The organism is Rhizobium sp. 01L410, from assembly GCF_056400165.1.
This window is the reverse complement of sequence record NZ_JBFTST010000008.1, coordinates 27,218-50,220: the sequence shown is the minus strand read 5'-3', so window position 1 is coordinate 50,220 and position 23,003 is coordinate 27,218. Positions and strand designations below refer to the sequence as shown.

The window sequence follows — 23,003 nt, the reverse complement described above, 5'->3', positions numbered from 1 at the left end:
GAAATGAGGGGAACGTGTCGTCATCCAATGCGCCGTCGTCTGGTGCGTTACTGTCGGTCCAGAAGCTGACCAAGCATTTCGGCAGTTTTGCTGCCTGCAATGAAATCGACCTCGATATTGCGCCCGGCGAAATCCATGCTCTGCTTGGGGAAAACGGTGCGGGAAAATCGACCCTGGTGAAAATGCTGTTCGGCGTCCTGGAGCCGACGGCAGGTCACATCCTCTGGCAAGGCAAGCCTGTCTCGATTGGCTCCCCCGGCGAAGCCCGCAATCTCGGCATCGGCATGGTCTTTCAGCACTTCTCGCTATTCGAGGCGCTGACTGTTGCCGAAAACATTGCGCTTTCCCTCGCTGACACCATTCCGATCGGCAAGATCGCCGAAGAGGCGCGCACGCTGTCGGCAGCTTACGGTCTGCCGCTCGATCCGCATGCCCATGTTGCCGATCTCTCGGTCGGCGAGCGCCAGCGTATCGAGATCGTCCGCGCATTGCTGCAGAACCCCAAGCTGATCATACTCGACGAACCGACATCGGTGCTGACGCCGCAGGAAGCCGACAAGCTGTTCGAAACGCTTTTCAAGCTTAAGGCCGAGGGCCGGTCGGTTCTCTATATCAGCCATCGTCTCGAGGAAGTGCAGCGCATCTGTGATCGCGCCACCGTCCTGCGCCACGGCAAGGTCACCGGCGCTTGCGATCCGAAGCAGGAGACGCCGGCATCGCTTGCCCGCATGATGGTCGGCAGCGATGTCGCAGCCGTCACCCATCCCGATCGCGGCAATAAGGGCGAGGTGCAGCTTGCCGTCACCAGCCTGTCTGTCGCCGCGCGCACGCCTTTCGCGATGCCGCTAAGGGATGTCTCGCTTGCGGTGCGTTCCGGTGAAATCCTCGCGATCGCCGGTGTTGCCGGAAATGGCCAGGGCGAGCTCTTCGATGCGCTGTCGGGCGAGTACCCGGTCTCCGAGCCATCCGCCGTCGTCATCCGCAGCAAGCCCGTCGGCAACGTGGGGATCACCGCGCGCCGCCTGCTGGGCGCAGGCTTCGTTCCCGAGGAACGCCACGGCCACGCGGCTGTCTCCGCCATGAAGCTTTCCGACAATCTCGTCCTGGCGCGCTGCCAGTCCGACCGCAAGTCGTTCCTTGGCGGCGGCTTTCTCGGCGTCATCCGCCATGGTGCCGTCAAGAATGCCGCGCGCCGGATCTCCGAAGCGATGGACGTGCGCAAGAGCGGTGAGGATCCCGCAGCCGGATCGCTCTCAGGCGGCAATTTGCAGAAATTCATCGTCGGCCGCGAACTCGACCGTCAGCCGGCCGTCCTCGTCGTCAACCAGCCGACCTGGGGCGTCGATGCCGGTGCGGCAAGCCGCATCCGCCAGGCGCTGGTCGATCTGGCGCGTGCAGGTTCGGCCGTGATCGTCATCAGCCAGGATCTCGACGAAATCTTCGAGGTGGCAACCGAGATCGCTGTCATCTCCGAGGGACGGCTGTCGCCGCCTTTCCCTGCCGGTGAATTAACGCGCGAAAAGATCGGCCTGCTGATGGGCGGCCTGCACGACAGCAAGTCCGCTGCGGAGGCCGCACATGCGCATTGAACTCGAAAAGCGCCCGCAGGTCTCGAAGCTCTACGCCTTCGTCTCGCCGCTGCTGGCTTTGACACTTACGCTGATTGCCGGTGCGATCATGTTCGCGATCCTCGGAAAGGATCCGATCCAGGCGCTCGACGCCTTCTTCATCGAGCCGCTGCTCGAGGTCTGGTCGCTGCACGAACTGGCGATCAAGGCCGCACCGCTGATCCTGATCGCCGTCGGCCTGTCGGTCTGTTATCGCTCCAACAATTGGAACATCGGTGCCGAAGGTCAGTTCACGGTCGGCGCCATCACCGGCTCGATTCTGCCGATCGTTTTCACCGAATGGCATTCGCCGATGGTTCTGCCGCTGATGCTGATCATGGGCGCGATCGGCGGCGCGCTGTTTGCCGCGATCCCGGCGCTGCTGAAGGCGCATTTTAATACCAACGAAATCCTGACGTCGCTGATGCTGGTCTATATCGCCCAGCTGTTCCTCGACTGGTTGATCCGCGGCCGCTGGCGCAATCCGCAGGGCTTCAACTTCCCTGAGAGCGTCAGCTTTCCGCCGGAGGCGACGCTTCCCGCGATATGGGAAGAATCCGGCCGCGCCCACTGGGCCTTCATCTTCGCGATCGTGGCCGCGATCCTCGTCTGGTTCATGATGAAATACACGCTGAAGGGCTTCGAGGTCGTCGTCCTCGGCCAGTCGGAACGGGCAGGGCGCTTTGCAGGGTTCTCGTCGAAGCGGATGATCTGGTTCGGCTTCCTGTTCTCCGGTGCGCTTGCGGGGCTTGCCGGTATTTCGGAAGTCTCCGGCTCGATCGGGCATCTGCAGCCGGCGATATCGCCGGGCTATGGCTTCACCGCAATCATCGTCGCCTTCCTCGGGCGACTGAACCCGCTCGGCATCATTCTCTCGGGCCTGGTGCTGGCGCTGACCTATCTCGGCGGCGAGGCGGCGCAGCTCTCGATCGGCGTTTCCGACAAGGTGACGCGCGTCTTCCAGGGGCTGCTGCTGTTCTTCGTGCTCTCCTGCGACACGCTCATCTACTACAAGATCCGCATTATCTGGTCGCGGGTCCGGGGAGGTGCGGCATGAGCATCTTCGAAGCCATTCTTCTCACCGTCATCACCGCCTCCACACCGCTCGTCATCGCGGCACTCGGCGAACTGGTGGCGGAGCGTTCCGGTGTTCTGAACCTCGGCGTCGAGGGCATGATGATCATGGGTGCCGTCGCAGCCTTTGCCGGCGCGCAGTTGAGCGGTTCACCCTATATCGGCCTGATCTGCGGCATCGCCGCCGGTGCGCTGTTCTCGTTGCTCTTCGGCTTCTTGACGCTGACGCTGGTCGCCAACCAGGTCGCGACAGGTCTGGCGCTGACCATCCTCGGCCTCGGTGTTTCAGGCATGCTCGGCGAATCCTTCGTCAGCGTCCCCGGTATCCGGCTGAGCCCGATCGTGTTCCCGTTCCTGTCTGACATTCCGGTGATCGGCTCGGTGCTCTTCCGCCAGGACCTGACTTTCTACCTGTCGATCGCACTGCTGATCGGTGTCAGCTGGTTCCTGTTCCGCAGCCGTGCCGGGCTGAAGCTGCGCGCCATCGGCGATAATCACGCCTCGGCCCATGCACTCGGCATCAATGTCATCAGAACCCGTTATCTCGCCGTCATCTTCGGCGGCGCCTGCGCCGGTCTGGCCGGTGCTCAGCTGTCGCTGGTCTATACGCCGCAATGGGTGGAGAACATGTCATCCGGGCGCGGCTGGATCACGCTGGCGCTGGTCGTCTTTGCCTCCTGGCGGCCGCTGCGCGTCTTTGCCGGCGGTTATCTCTTCGGCGCCGTGACGATCCTGCAGCTGCATGCCCAGGCCTTCGGCATTGGTATCCCGGCGCAGTTCCTGTCGATGCTGCCCTATGCGGCCACTATTGTGGTTCTCATCATCATTTCTCATAATCGGCGCACGACGTTGATCAACACGCCCGCGTCGCTTGGCAAAGCCTTCGTACCGGAGCGATAGAAGAACAAGAATCAGACGGGTTTCCGGAAATCTCTTCAAAACCAACAGGGGTCACCATGAAGAAAATAGCACTCGCACTCGCCGCTTCCGCTGCCGCGCTGATCAGCGTCGGCTCGGCTCAGGCTGCGGACAAGACCAAGATCTGCTTCGTCTATGTCGGTTCGCATACCGACGGCGGCTACTCGCAGGCACATGATCTCGGCCGCCAGCAGATCCAGAAGGAATTCGGCGACAAGATCGACACGCCCTACCTCGAAAACGTTCCGGAAGGTCCGGATGCCGAGCGCGCCATCGAGCGTCTCGCCCGTTCGGGCTGCAAGCTGATCTTCACCACCTCGTTCGGCTTCATGGATGCGACCGTCAAGGTTGCTGCCAAGTTCCCGGATGTGAAGTTCGAGCACGGTACTGGCTACAAGTCCGGCCCGAATCTCGCGACCTACAACTCGCGCTTCTATGAAGGCCGCTATATCCTCGGCCAGATCGCCGCCAAGACATCGAAGAAGCACGGCGCAGCCTACATCGCCTCCTTCCCGATCCCTGAAGTCGTGATGGGTATCAACGCGTTCGAGCAGGGCGCGAAGTCCGTCGATCCGAGCTTCAAGCTCAAGGTCATCTGGGTGAACACCTGGTTCGACCCGGGCAAGGAAGCCGACGCTGCCAAGGCGATGATCGACCAGGGCGTCGATGTTCTGACCCAGCACACCGACACGACCGCGCCGATGCAGGTTGCCGAAGAGCGCGGCATCCACGCTTTCGGTCAGGCATCCGACATGATCGCAGCCGGCCCCAAGGCTCAGCTGACGGCAATCGTCGATACCTGGGGCAACTACTACTCCAAGCGCGTGCACGCGCTGCTCGACGGCACCTGGAAGTCCGAGCAGAGCTGGGATGGCCTGAAGGATAACATCCTGAAGATGGCGCCCTACACGAACATGCCGGATGACGTGAAGAAGATGGCCGAGGAAACCGAAGCCAAGATCAAGTCCGGCGAGCTGCATCCCTTCACTGGCCCGATCAACAAGCAGGACGGTACGCCGTGGCTCAAGGCTGGCGAAAAGGCTGACGACGGCACGCTGCTCGGCATGAACTTCTATGTCGAAGGCGTCGACGACAAGCTGCCGCAATAATATCTGACCGCAACTTTTGCGATTGCGAAAGGCGCTCCGAAAGGGGCGCCTTTTTTGCTGCAGCGCATGCTAAAATGTCCATTTACAAAAGTAATACTATATGATTTTTTGAGCCTGCCGCGAGGAGCGGCAATTGGGAGAGACAATCATGAAATTGAAAACTGCACTTTTGAGTGCCACGGTTCTGGCTGCCTGCATGTTCGGTTCGGCCAACGCGGCCCAGCTCGTCGTCGGCTTTTCGCAGATCGGCTCGGAGTCGGGCTGGCGTGCGGCGGAGACGACCGTCACCAAGCAGGAAGCCGAGAAGCGCGGCATCGACCTGAAGTTCTCCGATGCTCAGCAGAAGCAGGAAAACCAGATCAAGGCGATCCGCTCCTTCATCGCACAGGGCGTCAACGCCATCCTTCTCGCACCGGTTGTTGAAACCGGCTGGGACGACGTCCTGAAGGAAGCCAAGGAAGCCGAAATCCCGGTCATCCTTCTCGACCGCACCATCAAGGCGCCGGATGATCTCTATCTGACGGCCGTCACCTCCGATCAGATCCACGAAGGCAAGGTTGCCGGCGACTGGCTCGTCAAGAATGTCGGCGACAAGAAGTGCAACGTCGTCGAGCTTCAGGGCACCACCGGCTCCTCGCCGGCGATCGCCCGCAAGAAGGGCTTCGAGGAAGCCATTGCCGGCCACAAGAACTTCAAGATCGTCCGCAGCCAGACGGGTGACTTCACCCGTGCCAAGGGCAAGGAAGTCATGGAAAGCTTCCTGAAGGCGGAGAATGGCGGCAAGGATATCTGCGCCCTCTACGCCCATAACGACGACATGGCCGTTGGCGGCATCCAGGCGATCAAGGAAGCCGGCCTGAAGCCGGGCAAGGACATCCTCGTCGTCTCGATCGACTCGGTTCCGGATATCTTCACGGCGATGGCCGCAGGTGAAGCCAACGCGACCGTCGAGCTGACGCCGAATATGGCAGGCCCGGCCTTCGACGCGCTTGACGCCTACCTGAAGGACAAGAAAGCGCCGCCGAAGTGGATCCAGACGGAATCGAAGCTCTACACCCAGGCTGACGATCCGAAGAAGGTCTACGAGTCCAAGAAGGGTCTCGGTTACTGATCGGCACTGAACCCGCACCGGCCCATCATGGGCCGGTGCGGACCTGCCTCTGCACGCGGGACATCATGTCCCGCGCCTGCAACGGCAAGACGGCTGAATATCAGGAAAAGACCGGACCATGATTCACGATTTCGAGAACGTCCTCGTCGCGTCAGGCATATCGAAATTCTTCCCCGGCGCGGTGGCGCTGGACAAGGTTGATTTCACGCTGCGCAAGGGCGAAGTGCATGCGCTGCTCGGCGAAAACGGGGCAGGCAAGTCGACGCTGATCAAATGCATGACGGGCGCCTATCGCCGCGACGAAGGCACGCTGACGCTCGATGGCAACCATATCGATCCTGCCGATACGCTGGCAGCCCAGAAGCTCGGCATCGGCACTGTCTATCAGGAGGTCAACCTCCTCGCCAATCTCAGCGTCGCGGAGAACCTGTTTCTCGGGCGCCAACCGCGCCGCTTCGGCATGCTGGATATCCGCGCCATGAACCGGCAGGCGCGCGACCTGCTGGCACAATACGGTCTTACCATTGACGTCACCGCGCAGCTCGATCGCTTCTCGGTCGCCGTGCAGCAGGTGATCGCCATTGCCCGTGCCGTCGACCTGTCCGGCAAGGTCTTGATCCTCGACGAGCCGACCGCCAGCCTGGACACCCAAGAGGTGGCGATGCTCTTCGGCATCATCAGGAACTTGAAGGAGCGGGGACTAGGTATTGTTTTCATTACGCACTTCCTCGAGCAGGTCTATGAGATCAGCGATCGCATAACCGTGCTGCGCAACGGCAAGCTGGTCGGCACCCGCGACAAGGCGGAGCTACCGCGACAGGGTCTGATCTCGATGATGCTCGGCCGCGAACTGGCCCATGCCGAAGAGGCCGCCAAGGAGCGCAGCATTGCCGCCGGCGCCGTCAAATACCGCTTCGAAGGCTATGGCAAGCGCGGCAAGGTGAAGCCCTTCGACCTCGATGTCCGCGTCGGCGAAGTCGTTGGCATCGCGGGCCTGCTTGGATCCGGCCGCACCGAGACTGCGGAATTGCTCTTCGGCATCGAGAATGCCGATAGCGGCAAGGCCGAAGTTGACGGCAAGCCGGTGGCGCTGGCCAATCCAAGGGCGGCGATCCGCCATGGCTTCGGCTTCTGCCCGGAAGATCGCAAGACCGATGGCATCATCGGCGACCTGTCGATCCGCGAGAATATCGCCCTGGCGCTCCAGGCCCGCCGCGGCTGGGCGAGGCCGCTCTCCCGCAGCGAGCAGAATGCGCTGGCCGACCAATATATCAAGGCGCTGGATATCCGCACCACGGACCGTGAGAAGCCGATCCGGCTGCTGTCGGGGGGCAACCAGCAGAAGGCCATTCTGGCGCGCTGGCTGGCCACCAATCCGGACTTCCTGATTCTCGACGAGCCGACGCGCGGTATCGATGTCGGCGCCCATGCCGAGATCATCCGGCTGATCGAAGAGCTCTGTGCCAAGGGCATGTCGCTGATCGTCATTTCATCCGAACTGGAAGAACTCGTCGCCTACAGTTCGCGCGTCATCGTCCTGCGTGACCGCGAGCATATTGCCGAGCTGACGGGAGACCGCATAACCGCATCCGGCATCGTCGATGCCATTGCTGCGGCTGACAAGAAAACGGAGGATGCATGAGTTCCTCGCTGAAGGCGCTTGCCATACGCCTGGCGCCGCAATTGATTGCGCTTGCTGTCATTCTTTTGTTGAATTTCATCATGTTCCCGCAATTTTTTAATGTCGTTATTCAAAATGACCGCCTTTATGGCAGTCTGATCGACGTGCTGAACCGCGGCGCGCCGGTGGCGCTGCTGGCGATCGGCATGACGCTCGTGATCGCCACCAAGGGGATCGACCTCTCGGTCGGTGCCGTCATCGCCATCTGCGGCGCGGTCGCGGCTTCCTCGATCGTCTCAGGAAACTCGCTCGGCTATACGCTGATCGCAACGCTGATCGTCGGTCTGCTCTGCGGCGTGTGGAATGGCTTCCTGGTTGCCGTCCTCAATATCCAGCCGATCATCGCCACGCTGGTGCTGATGGTCGCCGGCCGCGGCATCGCCCAGCTGATCACCGAAGGCGTGATCATGACCTTCAACGATCCCGGCCTGATCTTCTTCGGCAGCGGCTCGTTCGCTTTCCTGCCGATGCCCGTCGTCATCTGGCTGGTGGCCGGAGCGATCGTTATCGCGCTGGTGCGCCGCACCGCTCTTGGCATGCTGGTTGAAGCAGTCGGCATAAACCGCAGAGCCAGCACGCTTTCTGGCGTTCGCACGCCTGTTTTGCTGATGGCCGTCTATATGCTGAGCGGCCTTTGCGCAGCCATCGCCGGGATCATCGTCGCCGCCGATATCAAGGGCGCGGATGCCAACAATGCCGGGCTGTGGCTGGAGCTCGACGCCATCCTGGCTGTCGTCGTCGGTGGCAACTCGCTGCTCGGCGGACGGTTCAGCATTCTCGGTTCGCTGATCGGCGCGATGATCATCCAGTCAGTCAACACAGGCATCCTCCTGTCGGGCTTCCCGCCGGAATTCAACCTCATCATCAAGGCGGTGATCATCCTGGTGATCCTGATCATACAGTCGCCGGCACTGCAGTCTGCCGCCGTCTTCTTCAGCCGCAAGTCCAGAGCGGAGCAGCCGAAATGAATTCCCGATACCTGCCGCTGCTCGCGACCATCGTCATCTTCATCCTGGCCTATGCGGCCTGCGCGCTGCAGTACCCCAACATGCTGTCGACGCGCGTTGCCGGAAACCTGCTCACCGACAACGCCTTTCTCGGCATCGCCGCCGTCGGCATGACCTTCGTCATCATTTCCGGCGGTATCGATCTGTCGATCGGTTCGGTCATCGCCTTCACCGGCGTCTTCCTGGCCGTCATTCTGCGTGACACCTCCATCCACCCGCTGCTCGCCTTCGTGCTGGTGCTTGTCATCACCACCGTCTTCGGTGGGCTGATGGGGGCGGTGATCCATTATCTGAAGATGCCGCCCTTCATCGTCACGCTCGCCGGCATGTTCCTGGCGCGCGGCATGTCTTACGTGCTGTCGATCGACAGCATCCCGATCGAGCATGACTACTATTCTACGCTCACAAGCATCTACTACCGCCTTCCGGGCGGCGGCCGCCTGACGCTGATCGGCGGCATCATGCTCATCGTCTTCATCGCCGGTATCGTCATCGCCCACCGCACCCGCTTCGGCGCCAACGTCTATGCGCTTGGCGGCGGAGTGCAGACGGCCGAGCTGATGGGGGTTCCGGTCGCCAAGACGACCATCCAGATCTACGCGCTTTCGGGCTTTCTGGCGGGCCTATCCGGAATCGTTTTTTCGCTCTATACGTCAGCCGGTTATTCCCTTGCAGCGGTGGGCGTCGAGCTCGATGCCATCGCAGCGGTCGTCATCGGAGGGACGCTGCTGACTGGGGGTGCGGGATTTGTAGCAGGGACCTTCATCGGTCTCCTGATACAGGGGCTCATTCAGACATACATCACCTTCGACGGGACCCTGTCGAGCTGGTGGACGAAGATCTTGATCGGGCTTCTGCTCTTTGCATTCATTCTGATGCAGAAGGCCATTCTGTTCCTTTCCAGCCTGAACAAGAGGTATGCCTGACGGAGGACGTGTTGCTTGCGCAACAGAATGATTGATACCCGCAGAACGGGGCGGAAGACACGGACAAGCCACGCACAGGTCGTGGACGAGCTTGGCAGAGCCATGGTCGCCGGAACATATCCGGTCGGTTCGATCCTGCCCGGTGACGTGGAGCTCGCCCAGCGCTTCAAGGTTTCCCGCACAGTGCTTCGCGAAACCATGAAGACGCTTGCCGCCAAGGGTATGGTCGTTGCCAAGGCGCGCGTCGGAACGCGTGTGACGGAGAAGAACCTCTGGAACATGTTCGACAGCGAGATCATCGCCTGGCACTTCGATAACGGCGCCACCGAAGAATTCCTGCTGCAGCTCTACGATATCCGCCTGGCATTCGAGCCCTTCGCGGCTGGCCTCGTCGCCGAGCGCGCCACCGGCGATGATATCGCGCATCTGCGCGAACTGGCTCTCGTCATGGCCGAACCCGGCCACACCACCGAGAGCTTGGCGCTTGCCGACCTCCGGTTCCATCTGGCGGTCGCCGATGCCTCGCACAATCCCTTCATGCGCACGCTCGGCAGCCTGATCGAAGCAGCCCTTGTCGGCATGTTCCGCATCAGCACGCCGCCATCGCAGAACGGCTTTTCGAATATCGCCGATACCCATATGCGGATCGTCGATGCGATCGCCGCCGGCGATGTCGCCGGTGCCCGCAAGGCGATGGAAGACGTCATCATCGATGGGCGTGATCACGTCCACGAAGCCTTCCTGACGATGAGCCGCGCCTCGGCCTAGCGGCGCAAGTCCATTTTTCATCTTTGTCGCCGCATCGCCTTGCTGCTATGTCACAGCAAAAGCGCCGAACAACGGATTCCCGGAGCCTGCACATGGAACGCACCTGCCTTGCCGTCATCCTCGCCGCCGGTGACAGCACCCGCATGAAGTCTTCGAAGTCGAAGGTTCTGCATCCGGTGGCCAACCGGCCGATGATCGCCCATGTAGTTGACGCGGTCTCGAAGGCCGGCATTTCTTCAGTGGCACTTGTCGTTGGCCGCGATGCCGACGAAGTGGCAAAAGCCGCATCGGTCAGCGGCGTTGCCGTCGAGGCGCATTTGCAAAAGGAGCGGCTTGGCACCGGTCATGCGGTTCTCGCTGCCCGCGAGGCGATCGCCCGCGGCTATGACGACATCCTCGTCACCTACGGCGATGTTCCGCTGCAGACCGACGGACCGCTGAAGGCGGCGCGTCAGGGGCTTGCTGATGGCAGCGACATCGTCGTCATCGGCTTCCATACGGACAAGCCGACCGGCTACGGTCGTCTGCTCGTCAAGGACGGCGAACTCATTGCCATCCGCGAAGAGAAGGACGCGACAGATGCCGAGCGCACCGTCAACTGGTGCAACAGCGGCCTGATGGCGATCAACGGCCGCAAGGCGCTGGATCTGCTTTCCCGAATCGGCAACAGCAATGCCAAGGGCGAATACTATCTGACCGACCTCGTCGAGATCGCCCGTTCGCTGGGCGGCCGGGTCACGGCTGTCGATGCGCCGGAAGTCGAGATGACCGGCTGCAACAACCGCGCCGAGCTCGCTAACATCGAGCGCCTCTGGCAGGAGCGCCGCCGCCACGAACTGATGCTGTCAGGCGTATCGATGATCGCGCCTGAAACCGTCTTCCTGTCGCATGACACTGTGATCGGTCAGGATGCGTTGATCGAACCGAACGTCATCTTCGGACCCGGCGTGACGATCGACAGCGGCGCCGTCATTCATGCCTTCTCGCATATCGAGGGCGCCCATGTCAGCGCCGGCGCCACGGTCGGCCCTTTTGCCCGCCTACGCCCAGGCGCCGATCTCGGCGAAGGCTCGAAGGTCGGCAATTTCTGCGAAGTGAAGAATGGCAAGATCGCCGAGGGCGCCAAGGTCAACCATCTGACTTATATCGGCGACGCCGTCGTCGGCGCTCACACCAATATCGGGGCAGGGACCATCACCTGCAATTACGACGGGGTGAACAAGCACGAGACCAGGATCGGTGCCAACGCCTTCATTGGGTCGAACAGTTCGCTGGTTGCACCTGTCCAGATTGGGGATGGCGCCTACATTGCGTCCGGCAGCGTCATCACCGATGATGTCCCTGACGAAGCGCTTGCATTCGGCCGGGCGCGCCAGGAAATAAAGCCGGAGCGTGCGAAGGTTTTGCGCGAGCGGGCGCTGGCGATCAAGGCTCAGAAGAAGGCCAAGGGCTGAGTTACGCACCGAAATCCAAAGTGACCGCCTGACCGATTGAGAAATAAGAATAAATCGATAGGAGTGGCGTCACTATTTCGAAGCGGTTGGGGATAATTTCATGTGTGGTATTGTTGGGATCGTCGGTAGCAAGCCGGTTGCCGGGCGTTTGGTCGATGCGCTGAAGCGCCTGGAATACCGGGGCTATGACTCGGCCGGTGTCGCCACGGTGCATGACGGCGCGATGGATCGCCGCCGGGCCGAGGGCAAACTTTTCAATCTCGAGAAACGCCTTGATTCGGAGCCGCTCGACGGCATTGTTGGCATCGCTCACACCCGCTGGGCAACGCACGGGGTTCCGAATGAAACCAATGCCCATCCGCATTTCGTCGGCGGCGTCGCCGTCGTTCATAACGGCATCATCGAAAACTTCTCGGAAATTCGCGATCACCTGACCGCCGAAGGTTCGGTCTTCGAAAGCCAGACCGATACCGAGGTCATCGCCCACCTGATGGCGAAGTATCTGCGCGAAGGTCTGCAGCCGCAGGCGGCACTCCTGAAGATGCTGAACCGCGTCACCGGCGCCTTCGCGCTGGCCGTCATGCTGAAGGATCATCCGAATACCATCATGGCGGCCCGCTCCGGCCCGCCGCTGGCGATCGGCCATGGCAAGAACGAGATGTTCCTGGGCTCGGATGCCATTGCGCTCTCGCCCTTCACCAATGAAATCACCTATCTCGTCGATGGCGACTGCGCGGTCATCACCCGGGAAGGCGCGACGATCCTCGATTTCAGCGGCAACGTCGTAAAGCGCCCGCGCCAGATTTCCCAGGCGACGGCCTATGTCGTCGACAAGGGCAATCACCGCCACTTCATGGAGAAGGAAATCTACGAGCAGCCGGAGGTGATCTCCCACGCGCTTAGCCACTACGTAAACTTCGCCGACAACACTGTCGGCGCCAACGCCGCAGGTATCGATTTCAAGTCGGTCAGCAGCCTGGCGATCTCCGCCTGCGGCACGGCCTATCTTGCCGGCCTTGTCGGCAAATACTGGTTCGAGCGCTATGCGCGCCTGCCCGTCGAGATCGACGTCGCCTCGGAGTTCCGCTACCGCGAAATGCCGCTGCAACCGACACAGGCCGCGCTCTTCATCTCGCAGTCAGGTGAGACCGCCGATACGTTGGCATCGCTGCGCTACTGCAAGGAAAACGGCCTGAAGATCGGCGCCGTCGTGAACGTCCGGGAATCGACGATCGCCCGTGAATCCGATGCCGTCTTCCCGATCATGGCCGGTCCGGAAATCGGCGTTGCCTCGACCAAGGCCTTCACCTGCCAGCTGGCCGTGCTGGCCTCGCTGGCACTCGGCGCCGCCAAGGCTCGTGGCACGCTGACCGCCAAGGACGAAAAGGAGCTCGTCAAGCATCTGGCCGAGATGCCGCGCATCATGAGCCGCGTGCTGAACCTCATCCAGCCGCAGATGGAAAGCCTGTCGCGCGAGCTGTCCAAGTGCCGCGACGTGCTCTATCTCGGCCGCGGCACCAGCTTCCCGCTGGCCATGGAAGGTGCGCTGAAGCTCAAGGAAATCTCTTATATCCACGCCGAAGGCTATGCGGCCGGCGAGCTCAAGCATGGGCCGATCGCACTGATCGACGAGAACATGCCGGTCATCGTCATCGCCCCTTATGACCGCTTCTTCGACAAGACGGTCTCCAACATGCAGGAAGTCGCAGCCCGCGGCGGCCGCATCATCTTCATCACTGACGAGGCCGGTGCCGGCGCCTCGAAGCTGCCGACCATGGCCACCATCACCCTGCCGAATGTCGATGAGATCATCGCTCCGATGATCTTCTCGCTGCCGATCCAGCTGCTTGCCTATCACACCGCCGTTTTCATGGGCACCGATGTCGATCAGCCGCGCAACCTTGCCAAGTCGGTCACGGTGGAGTGAACCCCGAAATCCCCGGACGAGGCTTGTCCGGGGAACCGAATTCTGGCAGCTTCGTTTCAAAGGTACGGGGGAGCGCCTGATCACGAAAGCCGATAGACTCAAGGGAGTTCATCGCCAGCGATGACGAACAAGATCCCCCGTTTGCCGATTGCAACGCGCATCAGAAACAACTTCCTCGCGGGCCTCATCATCTGCGCGCCGATCGCCATTACCCTGTGGCTGACATGGTCTGTCGTGCGCTGGGCCGACAGCTGGGTGAAACCCTATATTCCGGCCCGTTATGATCCGGACAGCTATCTGAATTTCGCGGTCCCTGGTTCCGGCCTGCTGATCGCGATGATCTTCATCACCATCATCGGTTTTCTCGGCAAGAACCTGATCGGCCAGACGATCGTGCAGTTCAGCGAATCGCTGGTGCGCCGCGTGCCGCTGGTGCGTAGCATCTATAAGAGCGTGAAGCAGATCTTCGAGACCGTGCTCAAGGAGCGCAGCAACTCCTTCAAGAAGGTCGGACTGATCGAGTATCCGAGCGCCGGACTCTGGTCGCTGGTGTTCATCGCCACCGATGCCAAGGGCGAGATTGCCTCGAAGTTCAATGCGATGGGCAAGGACATGGTCAGCGTCTTCCTGCCGCCAACGCCGGTGCCGACCGCCGGCTTCCTGATCTTCGTGCCGCGAGAAAAGATCGTCGTGCTGGATATGAGCGCTGAGGACGGCGCCAAGCTTCTGATATCAGGCGGCCTGGTCACGCCCGAACATCTGCCGGTTATCCCGGGTGCCGAGCCGCAGCCGAACGTCAAGCCGAAGCTCTCAGCCCGCGTGAAGAAAGCGGATCGCCTCATCGCGCCGGAATAGATAGAGCAGGGTGCGGACCGCCTGTCCGCGCTCGGTGGTCAGTTCCGGATCCCGCTCGATCAGATAGGCCGCGTCCTTCCGGGCAATCTCCAGCAGATCGGCATGCGCCTCCAGGCTGGCGATGCGAAAGCCCGGCGTTCCAGATTGCCGTGTGCCGAGCAATTCGCCTTCGCCGCGCAGCTTCAGATCCTCCTCGGCGATCCGGAAGCCATCTTCGGTTTCCCGCATGATCGTCAAGCGTGCGTGTCCTGTTTCCCCGAGCGGTCCCTTGTAGAGCAGAATGCAGGTAGACGCCTCGTCGCCGCGCCCGACACGGCCGCGCAGCTGGTGCAGCTGCGCAAGCCCGAAGCGCTCGGCATGCTCGATCACCATGATCGTCGCGTCAGGCACATCGACGCCGACTTCGACCACAGTTGTCGCCACCAGCAACCGAATCTCGCCGTTCTTGAACGCCATCATCACGGCATCCTTTTCCGGTCCGCTCATGCGCCCGTGGATAAGCCCGATACCGGGGCCGAGCGCCGAGGTCAGTGTCGAATGCCGCTCTTCGGCGGACATCAGATCCAGCTCTTCGGATTCCTCCACCAGCGGGCAGATCCAGTAGGCCTTCTTGCCCTCGGCCAACGCGCTCTTCAGCCGCTGGACGATATCGCCGGTGCGTTCGTTCGGAATGGTGATCGTCTGGATCGGCTTGCGCCCCGCCGGCTTCTCGGTGAGCTTCGAGACATCCATGTCGCCGAAGGCGGCGAGCACCAGCGTGCGCGGGATGGGGGTCGCGGTCATCACCAGCATATGCGGCGAGATGCCCTTTGCGGTCAGCCGCAGGCGCTGGTGAACACCGAAGCGATGCTGCTCGTCGACAACGGCCAGCATCAGGTTCTTGTAGCCGACGCTGTCCTGGAAGAGCGCATGCGTGCCGATGATGATCTGAGCCTCGCCGGAGGCAATGCGCTCAAGAATGTCCTCGCGCTCGCGCCCCTTGGTGCGGCCGGTCAGCACCTCGATGCGAAGACCGGCAGCCGCGCCGAATTTCGAGATCGTCGCATGATGCTGCCGCGCCAGGATTTCCGTCGGCGCCATCAGCACCGCCTGGCCGCCGCTCTCAATGACCGCCGCCATCGCCAGTAGCGCCACGAGCGTTTTGCCGGAGCCGACGTCGCCCTGCAAAAGGCGCAGCATGCGGTCTTCGCTCGCCATGTCCTTAAGCACTTCGGCGATCGCCTGCGTCTGACTTCCGGTTGGAGAAAATGGCAGCGACTGCAATATCTTGCCGCTGATTTCTCCAGTAGCACTTACGGGCTGACCGGAGACTTTGCGCAACCGCTGCCGGACGAGGCTCAGCGACAGCTGGCCGGCCAGAAATTCGTCATAGGCAAGGCGCCGGCGCGCCGGCGCCTGCGGATCGATATCGGCCGCATCCTGCGGTTCGTGCAGCATGTGGAAGCTGTCGCGAATGGTCGGCAGGGCCTGCTTCTGCGTCAAAGCCAGATCGATCCACTCCGGAAGTTCGGGCATCCGCGGCAAGCCGGCTTCGATGATCTTGCGCAGGGTCTTCGGCGATAGTCCCGCAGTCAGCGGATAAACAGGCTCGACCAGCGGCAGGTTCTCGGCCTCGCTCGCCTTCACGATGTAATCGGGATGCACCATCGTCGCCCGGCCATTGAACCAGTCGACCTTGCCGCTGACGGTCACCTCTTCGTCGAGCGGCAGCTGCTTCTCCAGCCAGTTGGCCTGCCCGCGGAAGAACACAAGACCAAGCTCGCCGGTCTCGTCATGCAGGAACACCCGGTAGGGAATATTGCTCTTGCCGCGCGGTGGCGCCTGATGCCGGTCGACCCGTCCGGTGATCGTCACGATCGCGCCCTGCGGCGCCCGCGCGATGCCAGGCTGATTGCGCCGGTCGACGATTGAAGACGGCGCATGAAACAGCAGATCGACGATCCGCGTATCCTCGGGCGTCTCGCGGCCGAGCAGCTTGACCAGCAGTTCCGCGATCTTCGGACCAACGCCTGCAAGAGCCGAAACAGGAGAAAACAGCGGATCGAGAATGGTGGGACGCATGGCGGCAAAATGCGATGAACAATAGGGCCTTGGCAAGGCTGACAACGCGCTTTCGAGGGGCTATAGAGGCGCATCAACAGGAAGGTACTGCCATGACAGGTGTGACACTCTCGAGCGCCGGGCTTGATCCGCGCCGCCGCCGGATCTTGTTCCGTTGCTGGCACCGGGGGCTGCGCGAAATGGATCTGGTCTTTGGCCAGTTTGCCGAAGCCGAGATCGCCACACTCTCGGACGCCGAACTCGATGAACTCGAGACCATCATGGGCGAGGAAGACAACGATCTGGTGCGCTGGGTGATGGGAACCTGGCCGGTACCGGAGCGTTTCCAGACACCGATGTTCCAGCGCATTGCCGCCTTCAAGCCGGACTTCGAATATCCCGCCGATACCGCCTCCAGGAAACCGGAATGATTTCAGGATTTGATGCAAAGAAGCTCGCACCCGCCGCCGAGCCGCTGACGATCGGCAACGTGCCTGCGGGCATGGAGCCGATGCTGCTCGCCGAACTGGCGCGCGCCGGCCGCCCGGTCGCCTATGTTCTTTCGGACGGCCATCGGATGGCCGATCTGGAACAGATGCTGAGTTTCGTTGCGCCTGATATACCGGTACTCACGCTGCCTGCCTGGGACTGTCTGCCGTATGACCGCGTCTCGCCAAGCGCCGATACCTCGGCCCGCCGTCTGGCCGCGCTGAGCGGGCTGATCGCGCATCAGAAGAAACCGCATGCGGCGATCGTTCTCGTCACCGTCAATGCGATGCTGCAGAAGGTCGCGCCGCAGGATGTGATTGAAAGCCTGGCGTTTTCGGCCCGTCCCGGCAATCAGGTCCGCATGGACGATATTGCCGGCCGCCTGGAGCGCAACGGCTTCGATCGTGTCGCGACCGTGCGCGAAGTCGGCGAATATGCCGTGCGCGGCGGCATTCTCGATGTCTTCGTGCCAGGCTCGGAAGAGCCGGTTCGCCTCGATTTCTTCGGCGATACGCTGGAAAGCATCCGCAGCTTCGATCCGGCCAGCCAGCGCACCACCGGGCAGGTGCGCTCGCTCGATCTCAATCCGATGAGTGAGGTGACGCTCACCCCGGATACGATCAGCCGCTTCCGCAAGAATTATCTCTCGTCCTTTGGTGCCGCGACCCGCGACGATGCGCTCTATCTGGCCGTCTCCGAAGGCCGCCGCTATCCGGGCATGGAACACTGGCTGCCGCTCTTCTATGAGAAGCTCGATACCGTCTTCGACTACCTGAAGGGTTTCCAGCTCGTGACCGACCACACGGTTCGGGAAGCGGCCGAAGAGCGTTCCAAGCTGGTTCTCGACTATTACGATGCCCGCCTCAGTTCCGGCCAGCCAGCCAAGGGCCAGATGTCGCAGGGGACACCCTACAAGCCTGTTACCCCCGGCCAGCTCTATCTCGACAGCAAGACTTTCGCGGCAACTCTGGATGCCTTCAACACCATCCGCATGTCGCCCTTCAACGAGCATGAGGGCGAAGCGCGCCGCGTCGTGAACATCGATGCCCGCCAAGGCGAGCGCTGGGCGCGTTCCAACGCGGAAGGCGCCGGCAATGCCGAGCGCGTCAACGTCTTCGACGTCGTCGTCAAGCATATCGCCGACAAGCGCGCCGGCGGCGCCAAGGTGCTGATCACCGCCTGGACGGAAGGCTCGCTGGAGCGGCTCCTCCAGGTGCTGAACGAGCACGGCCTGGAGCGCGTCAAGCCGATCGAGGCGCTGAAGGATATCGGCAGCCTTGCAAAGGGTGAGGCGGCAGCGGCCGTCTTCAGCCTGGAAGCCGGTTTCGAGACCGGTGATCTGATCGTCATCGGCGAACAGGATATTCTCGGCGACCGCATGGTGCGCCGCTCGAAGCGCCGCAAGCGTGCCGCCGATTTCATCTCGGAAGTGGCGGGCCTCGACGAAGGCTCGATCGTCGTCCACGCAGAACACGGTATCGGCCGTTTCATCGGCCTCAGGACCATCCAGGCCGCCGGCGCGCCGCATGCCTGCCTCGAGCTGCAATATGCCGATGAGGCCAAGCTCTTCCTGCCGGTCGAAAACATTGATCTTCTGTCGCGCTACGGCGGCGAAGGGACCGAAGCCAGCCTCGACAAGCTCGGCGGCGGCGCATGGCAAATGCGCAAGGCCAAGCTCAAGAAGCGCCTGCTCGATATGGCCGATGCGCTGATCCGCATCGCCGCCGAACGCCTGACGCGCCATGCGCCGGTGCTGACGACGCCGGAGGGCCTTTACGACGAGTTCGCCGCCCGCTTCCCCTATGATGAGACGGAAGATCAGGACACGGCGATCGAGGCCGTGCGCGGTGATCTCGCCGCAGGCCGGCCCATGGATCGCCTCGTTTGCGGCGACGTCGGCTTCGGCAAGACCGAAGTGGCGCTGCGCGCGGCCTTCGTCGCGGCGATGAATGGCGTCCAGGTTGCGGTCGTCGTGCCGACGACGCTGCTGTCGCGCCAGCATTTCAAGACCTTTTCCGAGCGCTTCCGCGGCCTGCCGATCCGCGTCCAGCAGGCATCGCGCCTTGTTGGCTCCAAGGATCTGGCGCTGACCAAGAAGGAAGTCGCCGACGGCAAGACCGATATCGTCGTCGGCACCCATGCGCTGCTCGGCGCCGGGATCAACTTCGCCAATCTCGGCCTGCTGATCATCGACGAAGAGCAGCATTTCGGCGTCAAGCACAAGGAACGGCTGAAGGAGCTGAAGAGCGACGTCCACGTGCTGACGCTTTCGGCAACGCCGATCCCGCGCACGCTGCAGCTGGCGATGACAGGGGTGCGCGAGTTGTCGCTGATCACCACGCCGCCGGTCGACCGCATGGCTGTGCGCACCTTCATCTCGCCCTTCGACAGCTTGGTGATCCGCGAAACGCTGATGCGCGAACACTATCGCGGCGGCCAGAGCTTCTATGTCTGCCCGCGCCTGGCCGATCTGGAAGACGTTCACGCTTTCCTGCAATCCGACGTGCCGGAGCTGAAGGTCGCCGTCGCCCATGGCCAGATGCCGGCGGGCGAACTCGAAGATATCATGAACGCCTTCTATGAAGGCCGCTACGACGTGCTGCTGTCGACCACCATCGTCGAATCTGGCCTCGACGTGCCGACTGCCAACACGCTGATCGTCCATCGCGCCGACATGTTCGGTCTCGCCCAGCTTTACCAGCTGCGCGGCCGCGTCGGACGCTCGAAGGTGCGCGCCTTCGCGCTGTTCACGCTGCCTGTCAACAAGGTGCTGACGGCGACCGCCGAGCGCCGCCTGAAGGTGCTGCAGTCGCTGGATACGCTGGGTGCTGGCTTCCAGCTCGCCAGCCACGATCTCGATATCCGCGGCGCCGGCAACCTGCTCGGCGAGGAACAGTCCGGCCATATCAAGGAGGTCGGTTTCGAGCTCTACCAGCAGATGTTGGAAGAAGCGGTTGCTGAAGTGAAGGGCGTCGACGAGATCGCCGATACCGGCTGGTCGCCGCAGATTTCCGTCGGCACGCCTGTGATGATCCCGGACAACTACGTTCCCGATCTACATCTGCGCATGGCGCTGTACCGCCGTCTCGGTGAAATCACCGAACTCAAGGAAATCGACGGCTTCGGCGCCGAGATGATCGACCGCTTCGGCCCGATGCCGATCGAGGTCCAGCATCTTCTCAAGATCGTCTATGTGAAATCGCTCTGCCGTATCGCCAATGTCGAAAAGCTGGATGCCGGCCCGAAGGGCATCGTTGTCCAGTTCCGCAACAAGGAATTCCCGAACCCCGCACACCTGGTCGGCTACATCGCCAAGCAGGGCTCGATGGCCAAGATCCGCCCGGACCACAGCCTGTTCCTGACCCGCGATCTCCCGACGCCGGAAAAACGGCTGCAAGGCGCAGCCGTGATCATGACGCAACTGGCGGAACTGGCGAAGGGATAGCCGGGATCAGTTCATCCCGGCGCGGGCTTCGGCCTTTGCCTTGGCGATATCGCGCAGCGCTCCGGCGATCACGTCGGGCGTCTGCGCGCCGCTGACGGCATATTGCTGGTCGAAGATGAAGAACGGAACGCCGTTGACGCCCATCTTTTGCGCCGCCTCGATCTCGCCGACGACAAGATCCTTGTCGGCATCGGAGGCTAGCAGCGAGGCAGTCACCGCGCGGTCGAGACGGGCCTTTTCGGCGATATTGAGCAGAACGGCATGATCGCCGACATTGCGGCCTTCCTCGAAATTCGCCTTGAACAGGCCGTTGACCACCTTGTCGGCCTTGTCGCGGTCCTCGATCATCGCCCAATGGATCAGGCGATGCGCATCGAGCGTGTTCGGGCCGATCTTGATGGCTTCGAAATTGAAGTTGATGCCGACTTCCTTGCCGAAATCGGTGAGCATCTTGTGCGCCTGCGCCACGCGTTCGGCGCCGCCGAGCTTCTCTTCCAGGCTCTTCTTCTGGTCGACGCCTTCGGCCGGATAATCGGGGTTCAGCCGGTAGGGACGCCAGTTGATGTCGACTCCGACTTCGTCCTGCACTTCGGCAATCGCCAGCTCCAGCCGCGCCTTGCCGAGATAGCACCAGGGGCAGACGACATCCGAGATGACGTCGATGGTGATGCGTTCCATGGTGCTTTCCTTTTCTGGCTCGGGTGCTTCACGCCATCTATGCGTTCAGGCCGCCGACTTCAACCAGGCAGGAAAAAGGAACCGCCTATTGGGCGCTTTGGTCCCACCAGGCCGGCAGTTGATAGCCGTAGAGCGGCACCTTGTCCGGATGGCCGATGCGCTTGCTGCGGGCGATCCACTGCTGATCGATATGGTAGAGCGGCAGCACATAATGGCCGGATAGCAGCAGACGATCGTGCGAGCGGACGGCGGCGGTGAAATCCTCGTCGGAGCGCGCCGCCAGCAGATGCTTGATCGCGGTATCGACATCGGGATCGGCGACACCGGCAAAATTGGAGCTGCCTTCGCGGTCGCGGCTAGCCGACGCCCAGTAGGAAAGCTGCTCGTTGCCCGGAGACAGCGACGAGACGTAGGATTTGACGATGACGTCGTAGTCAAAGCTGTTGGTCCGGCTCTGATACTGCGAATCATCGACAGTGCGGATGGAGACAGTGATGCCCAGCGTCTGCAACGAGCGCTGATAGGCGATCGCCAGTTTCTCCTGGTCGGCATTCTGGGTCATGATCTCGAAGGAGAGCGGCTTGCCCTTGTCATCGGTCATCTTGCCGTTCTTGATCGAATATCCGGCTTCCTTCAGCACGTCGACGGCCTGCTTCAGCACCTTGCGGTCGCGGCCGGAGCCGTCGGTGACAGGCAGCTTGTAAGTGCCATCGAGGATATCAGGATCGATCTTGTCCTTGAGCGGCCCGAGCATCGCCAGTTCGCGCTCGTCGGCCGGAACACCGAAGCTCGAGAGCGCGGAATTCTGCCAGAAACTTTCCGTGCGTTTGTAGGCGCCGGAGAACAGGTTCTTGTTCGCCCATTCGAAATCGAAGATCAGCGACAGGCCTTCGCGCAGCTTGAGGTTCTGGAACATCGGCCGGCGGGTATTGAAGACGAAGCCGAACATGCCGCTCGGCAGCTGCGGCTCGAACGTATCCTTGATGACGGCGCCCGAGCTGACAGCCGGGAAATTATAGGCGGTCGCCCAATGACCGGGACTTCCGTCCGGATAGACGTCGACATCGCCCTTCTTGAAGGCCTCGAACAGCGTCGTGTCCTGCAGGAAATACTGCACGGTGATCCGGTCGTAATTGTCCATCCCGACCTTGGAGGGGATGTCCTTGCCCCAATAGTTCGGATCGCGCTCGTAGGTGATGCTTTCGCCGGGCTTCACCGTCTTGATCTTGTAGGGCCCTGAACCAACCATCGCCGTCAGCGACGTGCGGTCGAAGGTCTCAGGGTCGATCAGGTGCTTGGGCAGAACAGGCATCAGCCCGAACACCATCGGCGTCTCGCGGTCGGCCTTGTCGTTGAAGGTGAAGCGCACGCTGCGATCGCCGATCTTCTCCATTTTCGACACGAGATTAAGGCGTGTCGAGAACGGCACGCGTCCCTTGTCGCGCAGCAGCTCGAAGGTGAACATCACGTCGTCGGCGGTGACGGGCTGCCCGTCCGCCCATTTGGCCTTGGGATTGAGGTTGAACTGGATGAAGGTCCGGTTGTCGTCCCATTCGACGGTTTCGGCCAGAAGGCCGTAGAGCGTGAAGGGCTCGTCGCGCGAACGCTGCAGCAGCGATTCGTAGACCAGATTGCCGTAATCGGGATCCCACATGCCGCGCGCCGTGGTGCGCATGCTCTTCAGGATGAATGGATTGAGATTGTCGAAGGTGCCGACCACGCCATAAGTGATATGGCCGCCCTTCTTTACATCCGGATTGACGTAGGAAAAGCTTTTATAGTCCGGCGGCAGCGCCGGCTGCCCATGCATGGCGATGCCGTGCAGCGGCTCGGCGACAGCGGCACTGCAGAAGAGCGCAAAGATGGCGGGCAGGGCGATCCGGAGCATCTTTCGTTCCTTTCCGGCAATGGCTC

General features: G+C 61.8%; 17 protein-coding genes. 14 read left to right on the top strand and 3 right to left on the bottom strand.

Annotated features, from left to right (window positions below; translation table 11 throughout):
• Positions 1–14: 14 nt before the first annotated feature.
• From AC1DV9_RS18205 to AC1DV9_RS18150, 12 genes are all read left to right on the top strand, one after another.
• Positions 15–1,589 carry an ABC transporter ATP-binding protein gene (locus AC1DV9_RS18205; RefSeq protein ID WP_477949580.1) on the top strand — a complete coding sequence of 525 codons (1,575 nt, stop codon included), beginning with the start codon at positions 15–17 and terminating at the stop codon, positions 1,587–1,589.
• Positions 1,579–2,664 carry an ABC transporter permease gene (locus AC1DV9_RS18200; RefSeq protein ID WP_477949578.1) on the top strand — a complete coding sequence of 362 codons (1,086 nt, stop codon included), beginning with the start codon at positions 1,579–1,581 and terminating at the stop codon, positions 2,662–2,664. Before AC1DV9_RS18205 ends, AC1DV9_RS18200 begins: the two co-directional genes overlap by 11 nt.
• Positions 2,661–3,581: an ABC transporter permease gene (locus AC1DV9_RS18195; protein WP_112387423.1), complete on the top strand. Its 921-nt coding sequence runs from the start codon at positions 2,661–2,663 to the stop codon at positions 3,579–3,581. Before AC1DV9_RS18200 ends, AC1DV9_RS18195 begins: the two co-directional genes overlap by 4 nt.
• Positions 3,582–3,637: 56 nt before the next feature.
• Positions 3,638–4,708, top strand: a complete 1,071-nt coding sequence (locus AC1DV9_RS18190; RefSeq protein ID WP_112443912.1) for a BMP family ABC transporter substrate-binding protein — start codon at positions 3,638–3,640, stop codon at positions 4,706–4,708.
• Positions 4,709–4,856: 148 nt separating this feature from the next.
• Positions 4,857–5,819: a galactofuranose ABC transporter, galactofuranose-binding protein YtfQ gene (gene ytfQ, locus AC1DV9_RS18185; RefSeq protein WP_112387421.1), complete on the top strand. Its 963-nt coding sequence runs from the start codon at positions 4,857–4,859 to the stop codon at positions 5,817–5,819.
• A 118-nt stretch (positions 5,820–5,937) separates the two neighbouring features.
• Complete coding sequence (gene ytfR / locus AC1DV9_RS18180; RefSeq protein WP_477949576.1) at positions 5,938–7,461, top strand: galactofuranose ABC transporter, ATP-binding protein YtfR; 1,524 nt, start codon at positions 5,938–5,940, stop codon at positions 7,459–7,461.
• Complete coding sequence (locus AC1DV9_RS18175) at positions 7,458–8,468, top strand: ABC transporter permease (RefSeq protein WP_477949574.1); 1,011 nt, start codon at positions 7,458–7,460, stop codon at positions 8,466–8,468. The genes ytfR and AC1DV9_RS18175 overlap by 4 nt, the downstream gene beginning before the upstream one ends.
• Complete coding sequence (yjfF, locus tag AC1DV9_RS18170; RefSeq protein WP_112387418.1) at positions 8,465–9,433, top strand: galactofuranose ABC transporter, permease protein YjfF; 969 nt, start codon at positions 8,465–8,467, stop codon at positions 9,431–9,433. Before AC1DV9_RS18175 ends, yjfF begins: the two co-directional genes overlap by 4 nt.
• 27 nt (positions 9,434–9,460) lie before the next feature.
• Entirely contained in the window at positions 9,461–10,201 is a 741-nt protein-coding gene (locus AC1DV9_RS18165; protein WP_405049648.1) for a FadR/GntR family transcriptional regulator, read from the top strand.
• A gap of 92 nt (positions 10,202–10,293) precedes the next feature.
• A complete protein-coding gene (gene glmU / locus AC1DV9_RS18160; RefSeq protein WP_477949572.1) occupies positions 10,294–11,655 on the top strand; it encodes a bifunctional UDP-N-acetylglucosamine diphosphorylase/glucosamine-1-phosphate N-acetyltransferase GlmU in 1,362 nt (453 codons plus the stop codon).
• A gap of 100 nt (positions 11,656–11,755) precedes the next feature.
• Positions 11,756–13,582 carry a glutamine--fructose-6-phosphate transaminase (isomerizing) gene (glmS, locus tag AC1DV9_RS18155; protein ID WP_477949570.1) on the top strand — a complete coding sequence of 609 codons (1,827 nt, stop codon included), beginning with the start codon at positions 11,756–11,758 and terminating at the stop codon, positions 13,580–13,582.
• A gap of 120 nt (positions 13,583–13,702) precedes the next feature.
• Positions 13,703–14,437 carry a DUF502 domain-containing protein gene (locus tag AC1DV9_RS18150; protein WP_112387414.1) on the top strand — a complete coding sequence of 245 codons (735 nt, stop codon included), beginning with the start codon at positions 13,703–13,705 and terminating at the stop codon, positions 14,435–14,437.
• On the opposite strand, the gene recG is transcribed toward AC1DV9_RS18150, so the two are convergent.
• Positions 14,393–16,498: an ATP-dependent DNA helicase RecG gene (recG, locus tag AC1DV9_RS18145; RefSeq protein WP_477949568.1), complete on the bottom strand. Its 2,106-nt coding sequence runs from the start codon at positions 16,496–16,498 to the stop codon at positions 14,393–14,395. The genes AC1DV9_RS18150 and recG overlap by 45 nt on opposite strands.
• A gap of 92 nt (positions 16,499–16,590) precedes the next feature.
• On the opposite strand from recG, the gene AC1DV9_RS18140 reads away from it, so the two are divergent.
• Both AC1DV9_RS18140 and mfd read left to right on the top strand, forming a co-directional pair.
• Positions 16,591–16,908, top strand: a complete 318-nt coding sequence (locus AC1DV9_RS18140; protein WP_112387412.1) for an FAD assembly factor SdhE — start codon at positions 16,591–16,593, stop codon at positions 16,906–16,908.
• On the top strand, positions 16,905–20,411 hold the full coding sequence (mfd, locus tag AC1DV9_RS18135) for a transcription-repair coupling factor (RefSeq protein ID WP_477949566.1): 3,507 nt from the start codon (positions 16,905–16,907) through the stop codon (positions 20,409–20,411). The genes AC1DV9_RS18140 and mfd overlap by 4 nt, the downstream gene beginning before the upstream one ends.
• 6 nt (positions 20,412–20,417) lie before the next feature.
• On the opposite strand, the gene AC1DV9_RS18130 is transcribed toward mfd, so the two are convergent.
• Positions 20,418–21,089, bottom strand: a complete 672-nt coding sequence (locus AC1DV9_RS18130; protein ID WP_477949564.1) for a DsbA family oxidoreductase — start codon at positions 21,087–21,089, stop codon at positions 20,418–20,420.
• A gap of 85 nt (positions 21,090–21,174) precedes the next feature.
• Positions 21,175–22,977 carry an extracellular solute-binding protein gene (locus tag AC1DV9_RS18125; protein ID WP_477949562.1) on the bottom strand — a complete coding sequence of 601 codons (1,803 nt, stop codon included), beginning with the start codon at positions 22,975–22,977 and terminating at the stop codon, positions 21,175–21,177.
• Positions 22,978–23,003 lie beyond the last annotated feature (26 nt).